This is a genomic window from Aequorivita echinoideorum, from assembly GCF_018476645.1.
GTDB lineage: Bacteria > Bacteroidota > Bacteroidia > Flavobacteriales > Flavobacteriaceae > Aequorivita > Aequorivita echinoideorum.
In genome coordinates this window covers 177,133-195,289 of record NZ_JAHCTB010000004.1, presented here as the reverse complement: position 1 = coordinate 195,289, position 18,157 = coordinate 177,133, and the positions used below count along the sequence as shown (strand labels likewise).

At 38.6% G+C, this 18,157-nt stretch carries 18 protein-coding genes; 10 read left to right on the top strand and 8 right to left on the bottom strand.

The features are described from left to right. Positions 1 to 12 precede the first annotated feature (12 nt). The 4 genes from KIV10_RS10150 to KIV10_RS10135 all read right to left on the bottom strand — a co-directional run bounded on the left by KIV10_RS10150 (position 13) and on the right by KIV10_RS10135 (position 5,380). Positions 13 to 363 carry a four helix bundle protein gene (locus tag KIV10_RS10150; protein WP_214113400.1) on the bottom strand — a complete coding sequence of 117 codons (351 nt, stop codon included), beginning with the start codon at positions 361 to 363 and terminating at the stop codon, positions 13 to 15. 50 nt (positions 364 to 413) lie between these two features. Continuing rightward, on the bottom strand, positions 414 to 1,094 hold the full coding sequence (locus KIV10_RS10145) for a metal-dependent hydrolase (protein ID WP_214113399.1): 681 nt from the start codon (positions 1,092 to 1,094) through the stop codon (positions 414 to 416). A 13-nt stretch (positions 1,095 to 1,107) separates the two neighbouring features. After that, positions 1,108 to 2,049, bottom strand: a complete 942-nt coding sequence (menA, locus tag KIV10_RS10140; RefSeq protein ID WP_214113398.1) for a 1,4-dihydroxy-2-naphthoate octaprenyltransferase — start codon at positions 2,047 to 2,049, stop codon at positions 1,108 to 1,110. 94 nt (positions 2,050 to 2,143) lie between these two features. Beyond that, complete coding sequence (locus KIV10_RS10135; protein WP_214113397.1) at positions 2,144 to 5,380, bottom strand: choice-of-anchor I family protein; 3,237 nt, start codon at positions 5,378 to 5,380, stop codon at positions 2,144 to 2,146. A gap of 193 nt (positions 5,381 to 5,573) precedes the next feature. Between KIV10_RS10135 and KIV10_RS10130 the strand changes: the two genes are divergently transcribed. Further along, positions 5,574 to 5,948, top strand: coding sequence for a DoxX family protein (locus KIV10_RS10130; protein WP_214113396.1), 375 nt, complete (start codon positions 5,574 to 5,576; stop codon positions 5,946 to 5,948). A gap of 32 nt (positions 5,949 to 5,980) precedes the next feature. On the opposite strand, the gene holA is transcribed toward KIV10_RS10130, so the two are convergent. Beyond that, entirely contained in the window at positions 5,981 to 6,985 is a 1,005-nt protein-coding gene (gene holA / locus KIV10_RS10125) for a DNA polymerase III subunit delta (RefSeq protein WP_214113395.1), read from the bottom strand. A gap of 121 nt (positions 6,986 to 7,106) precedes the next feature. On the opposite strand from holA, the gene KIV10_RS10120 reads away from it, so the two are divergent. The 6 genes from KIV10_RS10120 (at position 7,107) to KIV10_RS10095 (ending at position 11,450) form a co-directional block, all read left to right on the top strand. After that, positions 7,107 to 7,565 carry a type I restriction enzyme HsdR N-terminal domain-containing protein gene (locus tag KIV10_RS10120; RefSeq protein WP_214113394.1) on the top strand — a complete coding sequence of 153 codons (459 nt, stop codon included), beginning with the start codon at positions 7,107 to 7,109 and terminating at the stop codon, positions 7,563 to 7,565. Between the two features lie 21 nt (positions 7,566 to 7,586). Next, complete coding sequence (locus tag KIV10_RS10115) at positions 7,587 to 8,579, top strand: glycosyltransferase family 2 protein (protein ID WP_214113393.1); 993 nt, start codon at positions 7,587 to 7,589, stop codon at positions 8,577 to 8,579. Between the two features lie 117 nt (positions 8,580 to 8,696). After that, on the top strand, positions 8,697 to 9,557 hold the full coding sequence (locus KIV10_RS10110) for an OmpA family protein (protein WP_214113392.1): 861 nt from the start codon (positions 8,697 to 8,699) through the stop codon (positions 9,555 to 9,557). Positions 9,558 to 9,653: 96 nt separating this feature from the next. Next, positions 9,654 to 10,490 carry a 5'-nucleotidase, lipoprotein e(P4) family gene (locus KIV10_RS10105; protein ID WP_214113391.1) on the top strand — a complete coding sequence of 279 codons (837 nt, stop codon included), beginning with the start codon at positions 9,654 to 9,656 and terminating at the stop codon, positions 10,488 to 10,490. 124 nt (positions 10,491 to 10,614) lie between these two features. Then, positions 10,615 to 10,956, top strand: coding sequence for a hypothetical protein (locus tag KIV10_RS10100; RefSeq protein WP_214113390.1), 342 nt, complete (start codon positions 10,615 to 10,617; stop codon positions 10,954 to 10,956). Positions 10,957 to 10,958: 2 nt separating this feature from the next. Then, positions 10,959 to 11,450 carry a nuclear transport factor 2 family protein gene (locus KIV10_RS10095; protein ID WP_317194721.1) on the top strand — a complete coding sequence of 164 codons (492 nt, stop codon included), beginning with the start codon at positions 10,959 to 10,961 and terminating at the stop codon, positions 11,448 to 11,450. Between the two features lie 5 nt (positions 11,451 to 11,455). On the opposite strand, the gene KIV10_RS10090 is transcribed toward KIV10_RS10095, so the two are convergent. Then, positions 11,456 to 12,073 (bottom strand): L-threonylcarbamoyladenylate synthase, encoded by a 618-nt coding sequence (locus KIV10_RS10090; RefSeq protein ID WP_214113389.1) that lies wholly within the window; start codon positions 12,071 to 12,073, stop codon positions 11,456 to 11,458. Between the two features lie 6 nt (positions 12,074 to 12,079). Next, entirely contained in the window at positions 12,080 to 12,295 is a 216-nt protein-coding gene (locus KIV10_RS10085) for a hypervirulence associated TUDOR domain-containing protein (RefSeq protein WP_214113388.1), read from the bottom strand. 116 nt (positions 12,296 to 12,411) lie between these two features. On the opposite strand from KIV10_RS10085, the gene KIV10_RS10080 reads away from it, so the two are divergent. Next, positions 12,412 to 13,302, top strand: a complete 891-nt coding sequence (locus KIV10_RS10080) for an alpha/beta hydrolase (RefSeq protein ID WP_214113387.1) — start codon at positions 12,412 to 12,414, stop codon at positions 13,300 to 13,302. Here KIV10_RS10080 and KIV10_RS10075 read toward each other — a convergent pair. Then, positions 13,297 to 15,615: an ATP-dependent helicase gene (locus KIV10_RS10075; protein ID WP_214113795.1), complete on the bottom strand. Its 2,319-nt coding sequence runs from the start codon at positions 15,613 to 15,615 to the stop codon at positions 13,297 to 13,299. The two genes, KIV10_RS10080 and KIV10_RS10075, sit on opposite strands and share 6 nt — an antisense overlap. A gap of 158 nt (positions 15,616 to 15,773) precedes the next feature. Here KIV10_RS10075 and KIV10_RS10070 point away from each other — a divergent pair, with 158 nt between their 5' ends. Together KIV10_RS10070 and KIV10_RS10065 are read left to right on the top strand one after the other, a co-directional pair. Next, complete coding sequence (locus KIV10_RS10070; RefSeq protein ID WP_214113386.1) at positions 15,774 to 16,379, top strand: hypothetical protein; 606 nt, start codon at positions 15,774 to 15,776, stop codon at positions 16,377 to 16,379. Positions 16,380 to 16,475: 96 nt separating this feature from the next. Further along, positions 16,476 to 18,092 carry an FMN-binding glutamate synthase family protein gene (locus KIV10_RS10065; RefSeq protein ID WP_214113385.1) on the top strand — a complete coding sequence of 539 codons (1,617 nt, stop codon included), beginning with the start codon at positions 16,476 to 16,478 and terminating at the stop codon, positions 18,090 to 18,092. Positions 18,093 to 18,157 lie beyond the last annotated feature (65 nt).

Sequence of the window (18,157 nt, the reverse complement as noted above, 5' to 3'; positions counted from 1 at the left end):
TGGATTTTTGGATTATTTTAAGGTTGATTTAAATTTTGAGGTCATTTTGATTATGGCTTCTAATTTTAAAAGTACTGGATTCAAACTTTCTCCCTTTATAAATCCCAAATCATTTGCTATGAGTAACTGTGTCTCAATTTCGTAACAAGAACCTATCGCTATTTCTAAAAATCTTCCAAAATCCTTATTGGAATTTTGCGACGCACCTTCGGCAATATTCGATGGAACCGAAACACTGGCTCTTCTTAATTGGGAAATCAACCCAAACTTTTCAGCTTCCAGAAATACTGAAGTGATTTCATAAATATCTTTACAAAATGCCCTACTCTGTTTCCAAATTTCTAAATCCTTAAACCTGTGCATTTCAAATTATCCAAAAATCCAACAACCTAGCAATCTAGCAATCCAATAATCTATAATTCTATACTTTCCCCAATTTCCAGCAACATCAAATCTTTGCCGGCATCGTAGAATTTTCGCTTTGCTTCTTCATGGTCTATTTCAATATAACCAAAGGTGTCATAATGCACGCCCAATACTTTATCGCATTCCACGAAATCGCTGGCGGTAATGGCATCATCAATACCCATTGTAAAATTGTCGCCAATCGGCAAAATTGCCAAATCCAACTTTGTTTGCATCGGGATCAATTTCATATCCATCGTCAGCGCTGTGTCCCCAGCAATGTAAATATTCTTGCGCTCCCCTTCCAAAACAAAACCGCCAGGTTGCCCGCCGTAGCTTCCATCCGGAAAAGAACTGGTGTGGATTGCGTTCACGTACTTTAACTTTCCGAAGTCAAATTTCTTGCTTCCACCGTGGTTCATAGGGTGTACGGTAAAACCTTTGTCCTCGTAATGATTGGAAATTTCATAATTGCTGATGATGGTAGCGCCCGTATTCTTGGCAATTTCCTCCGCATCCAGCGTATGGTCCTGGTGCGCGTGCGTGAGTAAGATGTAATCTGCCTTTAAATCCTTTATGTTTATTTTATCCTTTGCGAGATCGTTCCCAGTGATGAATGGGTCCACCAATAGATTGATTCCTTTCAATTCAATACCCAGGCAATTCTGGCCGTAAAATGTAATTTTCATAAATTTTCTTTTTTTATTTCATAAATATACTAAACAAGATTGCAAACAAAAAAGTGGAGAGCGCAATCTTCTTTAATTCTGAATCCAATAACATCGGGACTTTATTTTTGAACACGGTTTTTATATTTAGTAGAAATGGAATAAAAGCGATGATGTAGATGAACTGAAGCGGTTGAACATAATTCAAAAGCGAAAAAACGATGGCGCAGACCATTCCGAAAAGCAGCAAAAATGCGTGGTATCGCTTCGCGCGCCTCGACCCAATTTTCACAACCAGCGTGTTTTTCCCCGCAAGGGTGTCGCTTTCAATATCGCGCATGTTGTTAAGATTAAGAACCGCGGTGCTGAAGCAGCCAATTGCCGTTGCGGGAAGCGACAATTGCCAATGAAGGCTATGCACGTACAGGAAATAACTTCCCAAAACGCTCAAGATTCCGAAGAAAAGAAATACAAAAACATCGCCCAAGCCGGAATATCCGTACGCTTTTTTACCAACCGTATATTTTACGGCGGCGATAATAGAAAGAATTGCGAGGTTGAAAAATATGAAGGAAATGAAAAAGTTAGTATTTCCGAAGGCCAAAAAAATAAGAATGGTCGCTAAAAAGAAAGTGATTATTCCGGTAATGATCATTCCGGTTTTCATCTGTTTTGGTGAAATTATTCCGGAAGCTACCATCCTCTTTTCGCCCGTACGCTTGGCATCGGTCCCACGAATTCCATCGCCGTAATCATTGGCAAAGTTTGAAAGAACTTGAAAGCCAATTGTGACTAGTATTGCGAGCCAGAAAAAAGAACTTTTCCAGAAGGGTATTACACCGCCGCCTACAAAGATATGAAGCGTTGATGGATAAAGTGCAGCATTTCCAAATGAAGCCCCAACAATAATCCCCGAAACTGAAAGTGGTAGCGTTCGTAATCTCGCAGCAGCAATCCAAGCCTTAATTTTTGTCATCCATTTTTTACTTTGGAACAAAAATACGTTTAAATAAAAAAACCCGTCCACAAAATAGGGACGGGTTTTACAGTAAAACAAAAATGAAAATAAACTACTTAACAATAAGTTTTTTAGAAATACCCTCTGTATTTTTTACAATGTAGGTTCCCGTTTTGAGACCATTTATTTTAATTGAGGAACTATTGATTTCAGATTTAACCAATATGCCCAACATATCATACACATTGTAATTGCTTGGTTTGCTAAAGAAAACAACGTCCTGTGCCGGATTTGGGTACATCGCAAATGTATTGTCCGCAAGGTCAAAATCATTTGTGGAGAGCGTTACATTATCAAGCGAGAAAATGCTCAATGTCGCACTTACCTCGTTTGAAAGAATAACTAGCGCGTTGCCGGTTGGGCTATCTGCTGGCTCCACATAAACAATTCCTTCTGGACCCAAATCTCCACTTTCGGGATCACCTGGCACGGTTCCTCTGCTATTCAAATATTGCAGAAAAACAGGATTTGTTGGGTCCGTAACATTGTAGACCATCATTCCACCTATTCTTTCCAAAAGAATAAAAGCGTAAAACTCATTATTGATTTCCTTTACCAAAACGCCTTCCGGTTCTGGTCCTTTGTTATCGCTTCGGTTTTTGAAGTTGTTATTGTCATTGCTCGCGTTGAAAATTCCGCCCAAAGTTGGGTCTGCAGCAGTAATTACTTCAAAATCATTTCCGCTATCATAAACCAAGTTTCCTGTTGCGGCTTCAAAAATGCTGAAGGAGCGACCACCAAAAACGTGCAATTCCTCGTAAAGTCCATCGCCATTGGCATCACCGGAAGCAGCTGTAAAGTTGATATCGCCCAGATTTGTTTCCAAATTAAGAATATCCAGATTTGTAAAAATAGCGGGGTCTGGAAGGAAATCCGCATCACCCAATTTTCTTTCCTCGGCATATCCATCATAATCCCGCGCATCGCCTTCATTTGCTGTTACTATGTAATCCATTCCATTAACTGAATAAAATGAAACTGCATCCGGCATGTACACGCCTTTAACTGGCCAAGAAGCGTTAAAAATAAAATCAGTTTCATCTGAAGTATCCAAAGAATTTTCTGCCAAACTATGGTCTTTTAAACCGAAGGAAATAACATCGGTGATTTCCATAGTTGAAAGATCAACAATTGCATAAGCATTGTTCTCTTGAAGCGTAACGTATGCCATTTGCGAGTCGTTTGAAACGGCAATATATTCTGGTTCCAAATCCTGTGAAACCGAAGCGCCCGGACCAAAAATACGAACTCCCGCAGCAACCAAAGCAGCCTGCTGTGCATCAAAAGCGTTGAAATTTAATGTTGTAACGTTTGCTTGTGTAATTCCGCTCAAACCGCCAGTAACATCAATTACCGAAATTGATCCTTCCGGATCTATTGTATAGTCGTTGCTTGGTTGACCTTCATTTGCAACCAGAAGTTTAGTACCATCTGGCGTAAACGTAAGCATATCTGGAAGCGAGCCAACTTCAACTGAAACCGCGTTATTTCCATCCGTATCCATAAAAACCACCGAACCATTGTCCGTAGGATCATTTGCGGCAATAGCAGCGGCAAGGATTCCGTTACTCACAGCAACGCTCTGCACGCTGTTTCCAAAAGATGTGATATCTAAAGTTTCAATAGAAGAAATATTTTCAGGATCTGAAAAATCCAAAATTTCAACAGCACCAACCGTTGTTACAAATAATCGCTGGGTTGCGGGATCATACGCCGTAATTTCGGCAGTGCCTCCGGCATCTACCAAATAGCTGGTGAGATAATTGGCATCCAATTCTGAAGTATTTGCAACGGGCACTTCAGTATCATCATCCAAAATATAAACCGAAAAAAGATCTTCGCTACCCAATTGAATATTAGTTGCATTTGAAAGACCAAGCACAAAAAAGATGTCGCTACCATCAACTGTATTATCAATAATAGGAATTGTAATAGTCTGCGGTGCAGTGCTACCGGCCACAAAAGTTAGTGTCTGTGTGTTTGCAAATGTGAAATCTGTACCTTCAACAGCAGTTCCTCCAGCTACTAAATTTACATCCACAGTTCCCGCAAGAGCAGGTGCCTGGGTAACTTCTACAGATACAGTAACTGAACCGCCATCTTCAGAAACTGAAGCGTAGGGTGCGCCGTATTGAACAAAAGCTGCAGTAACAGCCGGTCCATTCCCGGGAGAACCAACATTTGGAACATCTGAATTTGTACCGCCCAAAGCGATTGTCTCAACCGCACCATTGGAATTGCCCACGATACTGAATGCAGAAAGTTCTACATCATAAGTTTGTCCGTCATTGGCCGCGGTATCCGGATACGAACCCGAAGCAATGGGCGAAGTAGTTAAAGGATCATTCAACCAAAGCGTAACGGCATCACCGCCTGCACCAAGTCCTGCACCATCGGTAAATCCTATGGCCACACCTGTTAAGTTGATAACTGGGCTCCAAACATTCGTAAAAGTTGTAACATCAGCCGCGTTACCTATTACTAAGATTGCAAATTCGCCTGGCTGTATGGTATTTATTCCATTAATTATGTCCGCTTCAGCACCAGCTGCAGAATCATCATCATAAAACAGGGCTCCATTTACGGCAACATCGTATGCAACCGTTCCTGTATTTTCAATTTCGAACCAATCTGCAGTCAAATCTGCACCTTCCTGGCCTGAGAAAATTTCAGTAATACTCAGTTGTGGAGCTACAACAACACTGCCGTGCTGATAGCTCCCCAAAGCCACAATAGTACTCAATGCCGCGGCACCATAGCACAAACCTTGATTATCCAAAATCTGCAAAGCTCCAAAAGTCCAATTGCTGGCAACAAAATTTCCGGCGTTTGGCGTGGAGAAATTATTTCTCAAATAATAGGAATCTTCGTGTTCCCAAGCGGTCCCTGTTCCGTCCACACCATTTTCACCAAAACGATCAATAACGGCAGCGGTATTATCTATTATCTGGAAGGCGTCATCACCATTGGAACTAATTCCACCATTCACAAGAACATTGGTGGAAATCCCAAATTCGTTGAGAAGAACGGTATCATCATTGGTTAAATAAATAAAGGAATCAGTAATGGTTCCAAATGTTGACAAATCGATATTGGATCCAAATGTACCTCCATTGGATTGACGTTGAACTGCCCAACCCGTTAAGTCTACCGTCCCATCAACATAAATTTCAAGCACCCTTCCGGCAGCGCCACTACAAGGTGAATCTACGTATCCTGTAATCAATGTTTCCTGCGCAAATGCTGCAAGACCAGCAAAAAAGGCTACAATAAATGTAATTTTTTTCATTTTAAAATATCTGTTTTAAAGTTTGCGCTAAAGTATAGCCCCTTAATTTGAATGTCTTTACCTGTAGTTTAAGATTTTCTCGAAAATGAAATGGTTTTATAGCTGAATTTTAAAAAATTGTAAATTGAATGTTACCAAATATTTTAAGCGAAATAATTGTTTATTTTAGAAGAAAATCAATCATTTCATTTATATGAATACTACAAATTACAGTTTAGGCCTCCTGCTTTTAAGAATAGGTTTCGGAATTATGATGTTAACCCACGGCATCCCTAAGCTAATGCAGCTTATTTCAGGAAATTTTGAATTCGGTGATCCCATCGGTCTTGGTGGACCTATTTCATTAATCTTGGCGGTGATTGGTGAAGTTGTTTGCCCAATTTTAGTAATAATTGGATTTAAAGCCCGTTGGGCATCCGTGCCCATAATTATCACGATGGCTGTGGCCGCATTTGTTGTCCACGCAAGCGATCCATTGGGAACAAAGGAATTGGCCATACTTTACTTAGTAGCATTCATTGCGATTGCCCTTTTGGGAAGCGGAAAATATTCCATCGATAGAAAATAATAAAATTTCTGCCGAAATATTTCCGAAAAAATTTAATTGAAAATCTTGACCAGTAACTCCTTCAACAAATCTGCTTGTGAGAGATTGGCCGCACCCACGCCCTTGCTTTTCATATCTATTTCGCGAATATTTCCAATAATGGCGCTCACTTTTTTCATAGGGTAATTGCGCGCCGCGGTTTGATAATCTTTAAGAAAATAAGGATTGACACCCAGTGCCCGGGCGGCTTCAGCTTTATTTGATAACCCGTGGTATTTCAGCAATTTTGAGAAAAAACTGTAAAGCAACGCAACGGTCATTACCAATGGATTGTTCTTGGGATTCTGTGAAAAATATTGAATGATGGCAAACGCTTTTTTTACATTCCTTTCGCCAATTGCATTTTGAAGCTCAAAATTGTTGAAATCCTTGCTTATACCAATATTTTCTTCTATCAATTGTGGGGTAATCTGTTCGCCGGGTTTAATTATAAGCTGTAATTTTTCAAGTTCGTTGTTCACTTTGCTCAAATCATTCCCAAGAAATTCAACCAACATTTGCGCGGCTTTTGGCGTAATGGTGTATCCTTTTCCGGCAAGCACACGCTTTATCCAATCCGGCACTTGGTTTTCGTACAATTTTTTACTTTCAAAAACTACTCCTGTTTTCGCCACCGCTTTGGATAGTTTTTTGCGTTTGTCCAGCGTTTTATATTTATAGCAAAGAACCAAAACCGTTGTGGGCTGTGGGTTTTCAGCATAACCCAGCAAATTTTCAATAGTACGGGAAAGATCTTGAGCCTCTTTCACAATAAGCACCTGTTTTTCAGCCATCATTGGGTAGCGCTTCGCATTGCTCACAATATCCTCTATGGTAATATCACGACCGTAGAGCACCATTTGGTTGAAGCCCTTTTCAGCTTCGGTCAATACGTTTTCCTCAATATATTTTGAAATTCCATCAATATAATAGGGCTCCTCCCCCATCAAAAAATAAATGGGTTTCGTATTTCCGTTTTTAATATCAGCTATAATGGATTTTACTTTGTCTAAAGGCATTTAGAATTTTATGTCTGTTCGAGCGCAGTCGAGAACTACTTAATGACCTATCGACTGCGCTCGAGGGGACATTCAATTTAAATTTTTGGAGATATTCTTTTGAAATTTGTTTCTTTGTTCAATGCAAAAACTCAACTTCCCGGAGTATTCCTTTCGCTTCAAAAGTAGCGAAAATAAAACGTTGGTTTTTGATGAAATCAGAAAAAAATTCGTTGTCCTCACGCCAGAAGAATGGGTGCGATTGCACGTGGTACAATTTCTTCTTAAGGAAAAAAGATTCCCAAAAAGCCTTATCAACGTTGAAAAACAATTGAAACTGAACGGCATTATTAAACGATACGATGTTGTACTTTTTAAAAACGATGGCAGCATATTCTTGATCATTGAATGCAAAGCGCCCTCCGTGCCCATTACCCAACATACGTTTGACCAGATTGCACGCTATAATTTGGCTTTGGAAGCGCAATATTTAATGGTTTCAAACGGATTGCAACACTATTATTGCCAAATGGATTTTGAAAAAGAATGCTATCATTTTTTGAAAGAAATTCCCTCCTATAATAAAGTTTCAAAAAATTAGCAAAAATCTATCTTTGCCATTGTGAATGTAGCCGTAGTTATTTTGAATTGGAATGGAAAGGATTTGCTGGAGCGGTTTCTGCCTTCAGTGATGCTCCATTCCCGGGAAGCTACAGTTTATCTGGCAGATAATGCTTCGACGGATAATTCCGTAGCGTTTGTTGCTGAAAAATTTCCCTCCGTTAAAATCATTCAAAATAAAGTCAATGGCGGGTACGCAAAAGGGTACAATGATGCCCTTGAAAACCTGAAGGAGGATATCTTTGTTTTGCTGAATAGCGATGTGGAAGTTACCGAAAATTGGCTGAAACCCATTATTTCAGAATTTGAAAAAGATGAAGCAGTTGTAGCCGCACAGCCAAAAATTCTGGATTATAAAAACAAGGAGTTTTTTGAATATGCAGGTGCTGCGGGTGGATTTATTGATAAATATGGGTATCCATATTGTAGAGGGCGCATTTTTGACACTTTGGAAAAGGATACTGGCCAATATGATGATATTTCCGAAATATTTTGGGCCTCCGGTGCCTGTCTCTTTGTGCGCAGGGAAGCATTTGTAAAGGCTGGAAAACTTGACGAGGATTATTTTGCGCACCAAGAAGAAATTGATCTTTGTTGGCGTCTAAAGTCCAACGGCGGGCGCGTGCTTTATGTGGGAAGTTCCCGAATTTACCACGTTGGCGGTGCAACTTTGGCCACTTTGAATCCCAAAAAGACATTTTATAATTTCAGAAATTCGTTATTGAATATTTTGAAAAACAGTTCGGGCAACAAAACTTTTGTTGTTATATTTTTCAGAATGGTGCTGGATGGTTTGGCCGCGTTTCAATTTTTGTTTCAAGGAAAACCTAAGCATTTTATAGCAGTGGGCCGAGCACACGCAAGTTTTTATGGCCTGTTTTTTAGGTTTTTTTCAAAAAGAAAAAAATACGCTTCAAAAGAAAGGTATTATTCAGTTAAATCCATTGTATATCAATACTTTATAAAGAAAATAAAAAACTTTTATGAGCTTTAGATTTATTTACTTAAAGTATTGTTAATCGTTTTTTGCCTGTAGCTCATTTTAATAATTTTGGTTTTTAATTTTTAAAGCAGACCTAATCATATTAACATTCAAATAACTCAAAAAATTATGAAAAAACTATTGATTTTAGCGGTGTGTTCAAGCGTGGCTTTCACATCTTGTGTTTCTAAAAAGAAATATGCTGAATTGGAAGCCCAACAAAAGGAAACACAGGATTTATTGAATACGGCAACTGTAAAACTTAATGACTGTTTAGCTGAAAGAGCGGCTTCCACAGCTCGTGCAAAAGAGCTTGAGGAACGTCTTGCGGACATGAAAAAGACGAATGCAGATTTGATTCAAAGTTCAAAAGAGCTTACCATGTTAACTTCAAAAGGAGCTACAAATCTTGAAAAATCCTTGGAAAGCCTTAAAGAAAAAGATCTTAAAATTTCACGTTTGCAGGATGCTTTGACCAAAAAGGATAGTGTTACCCTTGCATTGGTTACCAGCCTAAAAAGAGAAGTGGGCGTAAATGATCCAGACATCGAAGTAAACGTTGAAAAAGGTGTGGTTTACATTTCACTTTCAGACAAAGTAATCTTCAAGAGCGGAAGCTATCAAATTTCTTCCAGAGCGACCGAAATTCTTGGAAAAGTTGCTAAAGTAATCAACGGCAAGCCAGATTTTGAAGCAATGGTTGAAGGACATACAGATAATGTTCCATTCGGTAAAAGAGGCGAACTTCTTGACAACTGGGATCTTAGTGTGAAAAGAGCGACTGCCATTGTAAGAGAATTGCAAGACCTTGGCGTGGCTCCATCAAGATTGGTTGCCGCTGGACGCTCAGAATATGTGCCTTTAGTACCAAACACTACTGCTGAAAATAGAGCTATAAACAGACGTACTCGTATTTTGGTTCTTCCAAAAATTGATCAGTTCTATGACATGATCGAGAAGGAAATGAAAAACCTTGAGACGCAAGGATAGTAACCAATTATAAATTTGAAAGAACCCGGCCCAGTGTCGGGTTTTTTATTTTTGAATTCTAATTTTACTTTAAAAATCATTTTTAAACAACTCAAAATGAAATCCATTTTATACAGTTTATTCATTGCCATTTTTTTCCTTGCTAGTTGTGGTACAACGAAAGAAAAGGCGAACTCCAGTTTACATTCCCACGAAAATCTAAATGCCACGCTCTGGATGCAGACTTCCGTTGAATATAAAATGCTTTGCGAACAGATATACAAACTCGCCACGACACAAATGCTTGAAAACCTGAATGATAAATCAATTTCCGCTGCGTTGGAGCAGTCAGAAAATTTTATAAATCTTCCTCCAGCGGTAATCGTGGACGTAGATGAAACCATTCTGGACAACTCCCCTTTTGAGGCGCGCTCCATAAAAAATGGTGCCGGTTATACTGATACTGCTTGGAAAAGTTGGGTAAACGAAAAAAAGGCGAAACCCATCTCCGGTGCAAAAGATTTTGTGGAAACGGCTAAAGAGAATGGTATTACCGTATTTTATGTTTCAAACAGGGAACTTAAAGATCCAACTTTGGAAAATCTACAAAAAGAAATTGATCCAAATATCTTAGCTGAAAATATTCTTTTAAAAAATGAAAAACCTGAATGGACTTCAGACAAGACATCACGAAGAAAATTAATTTCAGAAAAATACAGAATCATACTTTTAGTGGGCGATGATTATAATGATTTTGTGTTTTTGGGAAAGGAAAATCCCGTACAACGGAAGCAACTCGCAGAAGAACAAATGAAAAACTGGGGAAAAAACTGGATAATTTTGCCAAACCCAACGTATGGAAGTTTTGAGAATGCCCTTTTGGATTACAGACACGATAGAAATGAAGCCGAACAATTCTTTAAAAAATTGGAATATTTGAATACTTCGGAATAATTTCAAAAAATAGAGGCAAAATCATATCTAGATTTCATTTATAATCACAGATTTGACGCCTATTTTTAAGCTATAATTCTAAAATCCTTTTGTATATTAGTTAGCAATTAATTTCACAAAAAAAATGGAAGAATTCACTACCAACTGGTCCCGCGAAGAATTGAAGGCCTACATACTTTTATACTGTGCATACGCAAATTTTACCGAAACGAAAGCGGAAAAGGACTTTATAAAGCAAAAAGTGGGCGATGAAAAATATAAATCGGTCCATAGGGAATTTGACCGTGATAACGATTACCAAAGAATTCAAAAAATACAAGCTGGCATAGAACGCTTTGATTATTCCAAAGATGAAATTGATAGATTGTTCCAAAATATTAAAAAGCTGTTTTTGCAGGATGGAGAAATTGATATTTTGGAAGAAAACATTTACCGCGGTTTGCAGCATTTACTAAAACAGGAATAAACGTGGCACCCCAGATATTTTCAGAAGATAACATTATTGAAAAATTTTATCACGCCTTTGAAAATCTGGATGCCGAACGAATGCTGGAATGGTACCACGACGATGTTACTTTTGAGGATCCGGTTTTTGGCGTACTTCGGGGCGAGGAAGCCAAAAACATGTGGCGGATGCTGTGCCAAACCCAGCAAGGAAAGGACTTCAAGATTGAAACTTCAAATATAGAATACACTCCTGAAGCCGGAAAAGCACGATGGGAGGCATATTATACTTTTTCAAAAACAGGTAAAAAAGTTCACAATATTATCAATGCAACTTTCAAATTTAAGGACGGGAAAATAATAAACCACGTTGATAAATTTAGCCTGTATCGCTGGTCAAGACAGGCATTTGGGGCGAAAGGCTTTTTGGTGGGATGGACTGTATTTTTCAGAAATAAAATGAACAAAACCGCGAGATTGCTCCTCTCAGATTTTCAGAAAAAAAATTCAAAATAGAAATTTCAAATCTCCAAACTTCCCTTCCCTTCCCTTACTACCAAAGGTTCAGGGCCAGTTAAATCAATTACCGTTGATGGAATATTTCCCCCATAACCACCGTCAATTACGAGGTCTACCAAATTATCCCATTTTTCTAAAATAAGCTCGGGGTCTGTGGTATATTCAATAACCTCATCCTCATCTTTTATTGACGTTGACACAATTGGATTTCCAAGTTCATGCACAATAGCTTTGGTAATACTATTGTCCGGAACGCGTATACCTACTTCTTTCTTCTTTTTAAAAACAGTGGGAAGATTGTTGTTGCCCGGAAGAATAAAAGTATAAGGACCCGGCAGCGCCCGCTTTAAGATTTTAAAAGTAGGCGAATCAATCTGCTTAACATAATCGCTTAAATTGCTAAGGTCTTCACACACGAATGAAAAATTCGCTTTTTCAAGCTTAACTCCCCGCAATTGCGCCACTCGTTCCAAAGCCCTATTGTTATTGATGTCGCAGCCCAATGCATAAACCGTATCACTGGGATATATTATAACGCCTCCATCCCGTAGAATTTCCACCACTTTTTTTATTTCTTTTGGATTTGGGTTTTCTTCGTATATCCTAATAAATTCGGCCATGATGTACTATTTTTTAATATGTTTTACTTCATCTTCAAGCTTCAGAACCTTATCGCCATCTTCCTGTTCAATATACAGCGCGCGATTTCCTTTCTCGCCCTTTCGGGTAACTTTATTGCCTTTTATTGTTTTTGAAACTTCTTCGGTATAGGTTTTGATAACTTTGCCCTGGGCGGTTCCATCGCCCCATTTCCAACTTACTTTTGAACCTTTGCGTATCATTAAAAACTATTTTAGTGTAATTAAAATTAAATGAATTTTCCAAAAACTTCTATTCAATAACTAATCCTTAACATAAAACCGAATTATTTCCGTTAATCCCTATCTAAAACCTTCTTATGAAACATATGCTTTTATTCTATATTTTCTTCGGAATATTTTTTCTGAATACTTCCTGTTCCTCAGATTCATCAGAAAATAACGATGGCCCTGAATTACCGCTGGCCGCTGAAACCTTTATGGATGTGCCTTACGGCGATAACGATCAACAGCGGTATGACCTGTACTTACCAGCAAACCGAAGTACAGAATATACTAAGGTAATTATTTTGGTACACGGTGGTGGCTGGACTGAAGGCGATAAGGCAGATATGGACTATATTATTCCATTTTTGAAGAGTAGTCACCCCAACCATGCCATTGTGAATATGAATTATATTTTGGCCAATCTTCAAACGCCCGCTTTTCCAAATCAATTTGAAGATATACAAGCAGTTATTTCAAAACTTTTTAATGAAAGGGTCGAACTTCAAATAAATCCTGAATTTGCTTTGATTGGTGCGAGTGCAGGCGCTCATCTTTCGTTGATGTACGACTCTGTTTACGATGAAGATGACAAAGTGAAAATGGTAGTAGATATTGTGGGCCCAACTGATTTTACCGATCCCTATTATTCGGAAAATCCGAATTTTGGTTTTCTGTTGAGCGCGCTCGTGGATGAAAGCGCTTATCCTACTAATACAGACTATGCGGTGGCAGTAAGTCCAGCGCTACAAATTTCAAATACAACAAGCCCTACCCTTTTATTTTATGGAAATGCAGACCCATTGGTGCCATTGACAAATGGAGAAAGATTGAATACGGCTTTGACAAATGCCAATATTGAACATAATTTTTCAGTATATGAGGGTGGCCATGGAGATAATTGGAGCCAAGCAGATTATCTGGATGTTCAAAACCAGATTAGCTCATATATAAATTCTTATTTAGAAGTCAATACGGAATTATGAAAGCACCTTCAATTTTGCGAAGCGAAGCAATAGTTTTTTGATTCCGCCATTTTCAAAGTCAATTTCAGCTTTTGTATCGGCTCCCACGCCTTCAATCATTAAAATCTTTCCCTTCCCAAAGCGCACGTGCTCTACCATCGTACCTACATCGAGGTTTGCATCCTTTGCACTGAAATTTTTATCGGCTTCACTGGTAACCGGCTTTAACCTTCTTAGTTTTCGCAATTGCTCTTCTGTGGGGCCTTTTGGCGCAGTTCCCGCAACAGGTTTGCGCAAACGTAATTTACTGTGGTCCACTTCATCAAAAATATCAGCATTCAATAGCGGTTTGTATCTATTCTCCGTGATTGGTGTGAGGTATTCCAAAAAACTTTCGTCTATTTCCCCAATAAATCTACTGGGTTCAGCATCAATCAATTTTCCCCAACGGTAACGGGACTGTGTGTAGGTTAAATACGCTTGTTTCTCTGCGCGGGTCAAGGCAACATAAAACAAGCGGCGCTCCTCTTCCAGTTCGCTGCGCGTATTCATACTCATTCCGCTGGGGAAAAGGTCTTCCTCCATCCCAACAATATACACGTACGGAAATTCAAGACCTTTTGCCAAATGAACCGTCATCAGCGCCACGCGATCGCCATCGCCTTTGTCGTTATCCAAATCCGTGGCGAGCGCTACATCTTCCATAAATTCAGAAAGTGAACCGGTGGCATCGGCAATTTCTTTTTGTTCTTCCACAAAATCGCGCATCCCGTTCAGCAATTCCTCAATATTTTCAATTCGGGCAATGCCTTCGGGAGTACCGTCTTTTTTGAGTTCTTGTAGCAAACCTGTCTTTTTGGTAACATGTTCTGAAATTTGAAACGCATCGTAACCATTATTCAACACCTGAAAACTTTCGATCATCGTCACAAAATCCTGCAGTTTTGCCTTCGTTCCGGAATTGATTTTCAAATCAATTTTTTCGATGTTTTTCATCACCTCAAAAATGGATCGGTTATAATGATTAGCGGCAACAATCAAACGTTCAATAGTTGTTTCACCAATACCTCTTGAGGGATAATTAATTACGCGTTTTAATGCTTCTTCATCTTTAGGATTTAAGACCAAGCGTAAATACGCCAACACATCCTTTATTTCCTTTCGCTGATAAAAACTGAGCCCACCGTAGATTCTGTAAGGAATATCCTTTTTCCGAAGGGCATCCTCTATCGCGCGACTTTGCGCATTGGTTCGGTATAAAATCGCAAAATCACCATCGCTCAATTGATGGTTCATTTTATTTTCAAAAATGGAACTTGCAACAAATCGACCTTCATCACCATCGGTCATAGTTCTGTTTACAAGAATTTTTTTGCCTTCATCATTTGCGGTCCACACCACTTTTTCCAGCCTTGTTTTATTCTTTTCGATGATGTTGTTGGCGGCATTCACTATGTTTTTTGTGGAACGATAATTCTGCTCAAGCCGAAAGACTTTTACTTCATCATAATCCTTTTGAAAATTCAGGATATTATTGATATTCGCTCCGCGGAAAGCATAAATACTCTGCGCATCATCGCCCACAACGCATATATTCTGAAATTTATCTGAAAGTGCGCGAACAATCAAATACTGGCTATGGTTGGTATCTTGGTACTCATCCACCAAAATATAGCGAAACCGATTTTGATATTTCGCCAAAACATCCGGAAACCTCGTTAGCAGCTCATTTGTTTTCAGCAAAAGATCGTCAAAATCCATCGCGCCTGCTTTAAAGCATTTATCTACATAGGCTTTGTAAATATCGCCCAAACGTGGCATTTTCGCCATGGCATCGGCTTCCATTAATTCGGGATTGTTGAAATATGCTTTTACGGTAATAAGGCTATTTTTGTACGAAGAAATTCGGGAGTAGACCTGCTTGTATTTATATACATCTTTATCGAGGTTCATTTCCTTGATAACGGCACGAATTACGCTTTGCGAATCCTGCGTGTCATAAATAGTGAAGTTGGAAGGATAGCCCAGTTTATCTGCCTCAAACCGAAGTATTTTCGCGAAAATACTGTGGAAGGTTCCCATCCAAAGATTTTTGGCCTCACTGGCACCGACAATTTTTGAAATTCGGTTTTTCATCTCGCGCGCAGCTTTGTTGGTAAACGTTAGCGCCAAAATATTGAACGCATCCACGCCCTGGCTCATCAAATACGCAATGCGAAAAGTAAGCACCCGTGTTTTCCCCGAACCGGCTCCCGCAATAACAATCATAGCACCGTTCTTTTGCAGCACTGGCGCTCGCTGTGCGTCATTAAGTTGTTCTAAATATTCTTCCAAAACTTCATTTTCTTCAAGCTGTGAAAATAACCAATATGAAACTTTTTTGGGAAGGGTTTTCGGGGAAATTATAAACAAAAGATTGTTCCAAATTTGAAACTTAAATATTTATTTTGAAATTGTAAATTAGAATTCTGTTGAATATATAAAGAAAAAAAATGAAAAATTCAATATTATATTTTTTAGGTGCCTTAATGATTATTTGTTGTAATAATATTCCAAAAAATGATTTTGAAAATAAAGAAGAGAGTACTCAAAATCAAAATAATTTTAAAAATTATAATGGAGCTAAAATTTTGATTGGATATCCAAAAGATTGGAAACTTCAACCATTGAAAGAAAAAGAACTTTTTTTTGCAAAAAATGAATTGGATGAATTTTTTGTTGTATTAAATCATTCAAAGTCAGGAAAAATAAACAATCTAAAATCTTTCATGAAATTAATTTATGCCAGATTAAGGGAAAATTTAAGAAGCTATAAAGGTTATGATTTGTACAAATTAGAGTTAAGTTCAAAGGAAGTATATTTCCTGAAATTATATGAAGAAATTAATGATAAAGAAATAATATATTACATAATTTTCACTGAAAAATCTGATAAAATTTATGATATCACATTTAAAACGATAAATTATAATAGTGTAGAGAAATTTAATACATTTTTAAAAATAGTTACATCCATACGAATTGATAATCAATATTTAATTAACAGCAAGGAAATGGTTCTTGATAAATACCCAATAAAATTTGAAGATATATTTTAAAAATTAATATCCCTAATTATTGTTATTCCATCTAAATGGAAAAATAAACTTAAATGAAAACTATAAATTTTTAAATACCTTTATAAAAAACATTCTATGGATTCATTTCTTGATTTCCTGTCCCAAATCCCTTGGTGGGCGTGGATTCTTTTCGTTCTTCTTTTAATTGCCATTCGAGACGTATTTTTCAACAAACATCACACCATCAGCCATAATTTCCCCGTCATAGGGCATATTCGGTATATGCTTGAGAGCATTGGGCCGGAGTTACGGCAATATATTGTTGCCAACAATCGCGAAGAGCTTCCTTTCAACAGAATTGAGCGTGGATGGATTTATGCTTCCGCCAAAAATGCCAATAATTATGAAGGTTTCGGCACAGACCGGGATATTTATGAACCCAATTATATTTTCATAAATAATTCCCTTCTTCCTTTTAAGGTTGAAAAAGATAATCCAAATTATAAAAATCCATATTTTGTCCCCTGTGCAAAGCTTATGGGCGGTTACCACAAAAGGCGCAGGCCCTATCGTCCCGCTTCGGTAATCAATATCTCGGCGATGAGTTTTGGATCCCTTTCCGCGCGAGCAGTTGAATCATTGAACCGAGGTGCGGAGCTTGCGTACTGTTACCACAATACGGGCGAGGGCGGACTTTCTCCATATCATAAAACGGGAGCTGATGTCATGTTTCATTTTGGGACAGGTTATTTTGGCGTCCGTGATGACAATGGTGAGTTTTCTTTGGAAAAATTGGTAAAACTTGTAAATGATTATCCTCAAATACGCGCGATTGAAGTTAAAATCTCACAAGGTGCAAAACCAGGGAAAGGTGGTGTGCTTCCGGGAGCAAAAATAACAAAGGAAATTTCAGAAATACGCCACGTACCTATGGGCAAAGATGTGCTTTCGCCCCCAAGCCATTCGGCTTTTGAAGGCGTGGATGGTCTAGTGCAATTTGTTGAAAAAATAGCGCAAGCTACAGGTTTGCCCGTGGGAATAAAATCTGCAGTTGGCCGCTTGGGAGAATGGGAGCAGCTCGCCAAAATCATGAAAGAGACCGGTAAGGGACCAGACTTTATCACCATTGACGGTGGCGAAGGAGGCACCGGCGCATCGCCACCTAGTTTTGCGGATCACGTTTCGTTACCGTGGATTTTTGGTTTTGCTGAAATCTATAAAATCTTCAAAAAACATGATTTGTGCGAACATATTGTATTCATTGGTAGTGGAAAATTGGGCTTTCCCGCGAAGACGGTGATGGCTTTTGCCATGGGCGCAGATCTTGTAAATGTTGCGCGTGAGGCTATGTTGTCCATTGGCTGTATTCAAGCGCAAGAGTGCCATACCAATCGCTGTCCCAGTGGCGTGGCTACACAAAATAAATGGCTTCAGCGCGGAATTGATATTCAGGATAAATCTGTGCGGGCGCATTTTTATTTCAAAAATTTCAGAAAGGAATTGTTGGAAATGACCCACGCCTGTGGCTATGAACACCCCTGCCAATTTACGATGGACGATGTGGATATGACGGTAGGCGACAAAAATCTCATCAAAAAAATGTCTGAATCTTTTATGTATAATAAATCCCCGGTTCCTTTTGAAAGTGTAAAAGCGCTATCAAAATGTCCACATTTGGGCGGAAATTATCACGAAAAGGAAGCCAAAAAAGAAGTAAAGGCAATGAAAAGGGAAAATATGGTTCGCTATTGAGCGTTTATGAACTTGGCGTTTCAGAAAAAATTTTGTCGCCATTAAAAAAACAGTTTAAGTTTGTG

Bases quoted from the DNA above. Each gene is read 5' to 3' on its own strand.
- KIV10_RS10070 (WP_214113386.1), top strand. From the start codon at position 15,774: ATGAAAAATTCAATATTATATTTTTTAGGTGCCTTAATGATTATTTGT.
- holA (WP_214113395.1), bottom strand. From the start codon at position 6,985: ATGCCTTTAGACAAAGTAAAATCCATTATAGCTGATATTAAAAACGGA.
- KIV10_RS10065 (WP_214113385.1), top strand. From the start codon at position 16,476: ATGGATTCATTTCTTGATTTCCTGTCCCAAATCCCTTGGTGGGCGTGG.
- KIV10_RS10145 (WP_214113399.1), bottom strand. From the start codon at position 1,094: ATGAAAATTACATTTTACGGCCAGAATTGCCTGGGTATTGAATTGAAA.
- KIV10_RS10100 (WP_214113390.1), top strand. From the start codon at position 10,615: ATGGAAGAATTCACTACCAACTGGTCCCGCGAAGAATTGAAGGCCTAC.
- KIV10_RS10110 (WP_214113392.1), top strand. From the start codon at position 8,697: ATGAAAAAACTATTGATTTTAGCGGTGTGTTCAAGCGTGGCTTTCACA.
- KIV10_RS10085 (WP_214113388.1), bottom strand. From the start codon at position 12,295: ATGATACGCAAAGGTTCAAAAGTAAGTTGGAAATGGGGCGATGGAACC.
- KIV10_RS10130 (WP_214113396.1), top strand. From the start codon at position 5,574: ATGAATACTACAAATTACAGTTTAGGCCTCCTGCTTTTAAGAATAGGT.
- KIV10_RS10120 (WP_214113394.1), top strand. From the start codon at position 7,107: ATGCAAAAACTCAACTTCCCGGAGTATTCCTTTCGCTTCAAAAGTAGC.
- KIV10_RS10105 (WP_214113391.1), top strand. From the start codon at position 9,654: ATGAAATCCATTTTATACAGTTTATTCATTGCCATTTTTTTCCTTGCT.
- menA (WP_214113398.1), bottom strand. From the start codon at position 2,049: ATGACAAAAATTAAGGCTTGGATTGCTGCTGCGAGATTACGAACGCTA.
- KIV10_RS10090 (WP_214113389.1), bottom strand. From the start codon at position 12,073: ATGGCCGAATTTATTAGGATATACGAAGAAAACCCAAATCCAAAAGAA.
- KIV10_RS10135 (WP_214113397.1), bottom strand. From the start codon at position 5,380: ATGAAAAAAATTACATTTATTGTAGCCTTTTTTGCTGGTCTTGCAGCA.
- KIV10_RS10080 (WP_214113387.1), top strand. From the start codon at position 12,412: ATGAAACATATGCTTTTATTCTATATTTTCTTCGGAATATTTTTTCTG.
- KIV10_RS10150 (WP_214113400.1), bottom strand. From the start codon at position 363: ATGCACAGGTTTAAGGATTTAGAAATTTGGAAACAGAGTAGGGCATTT.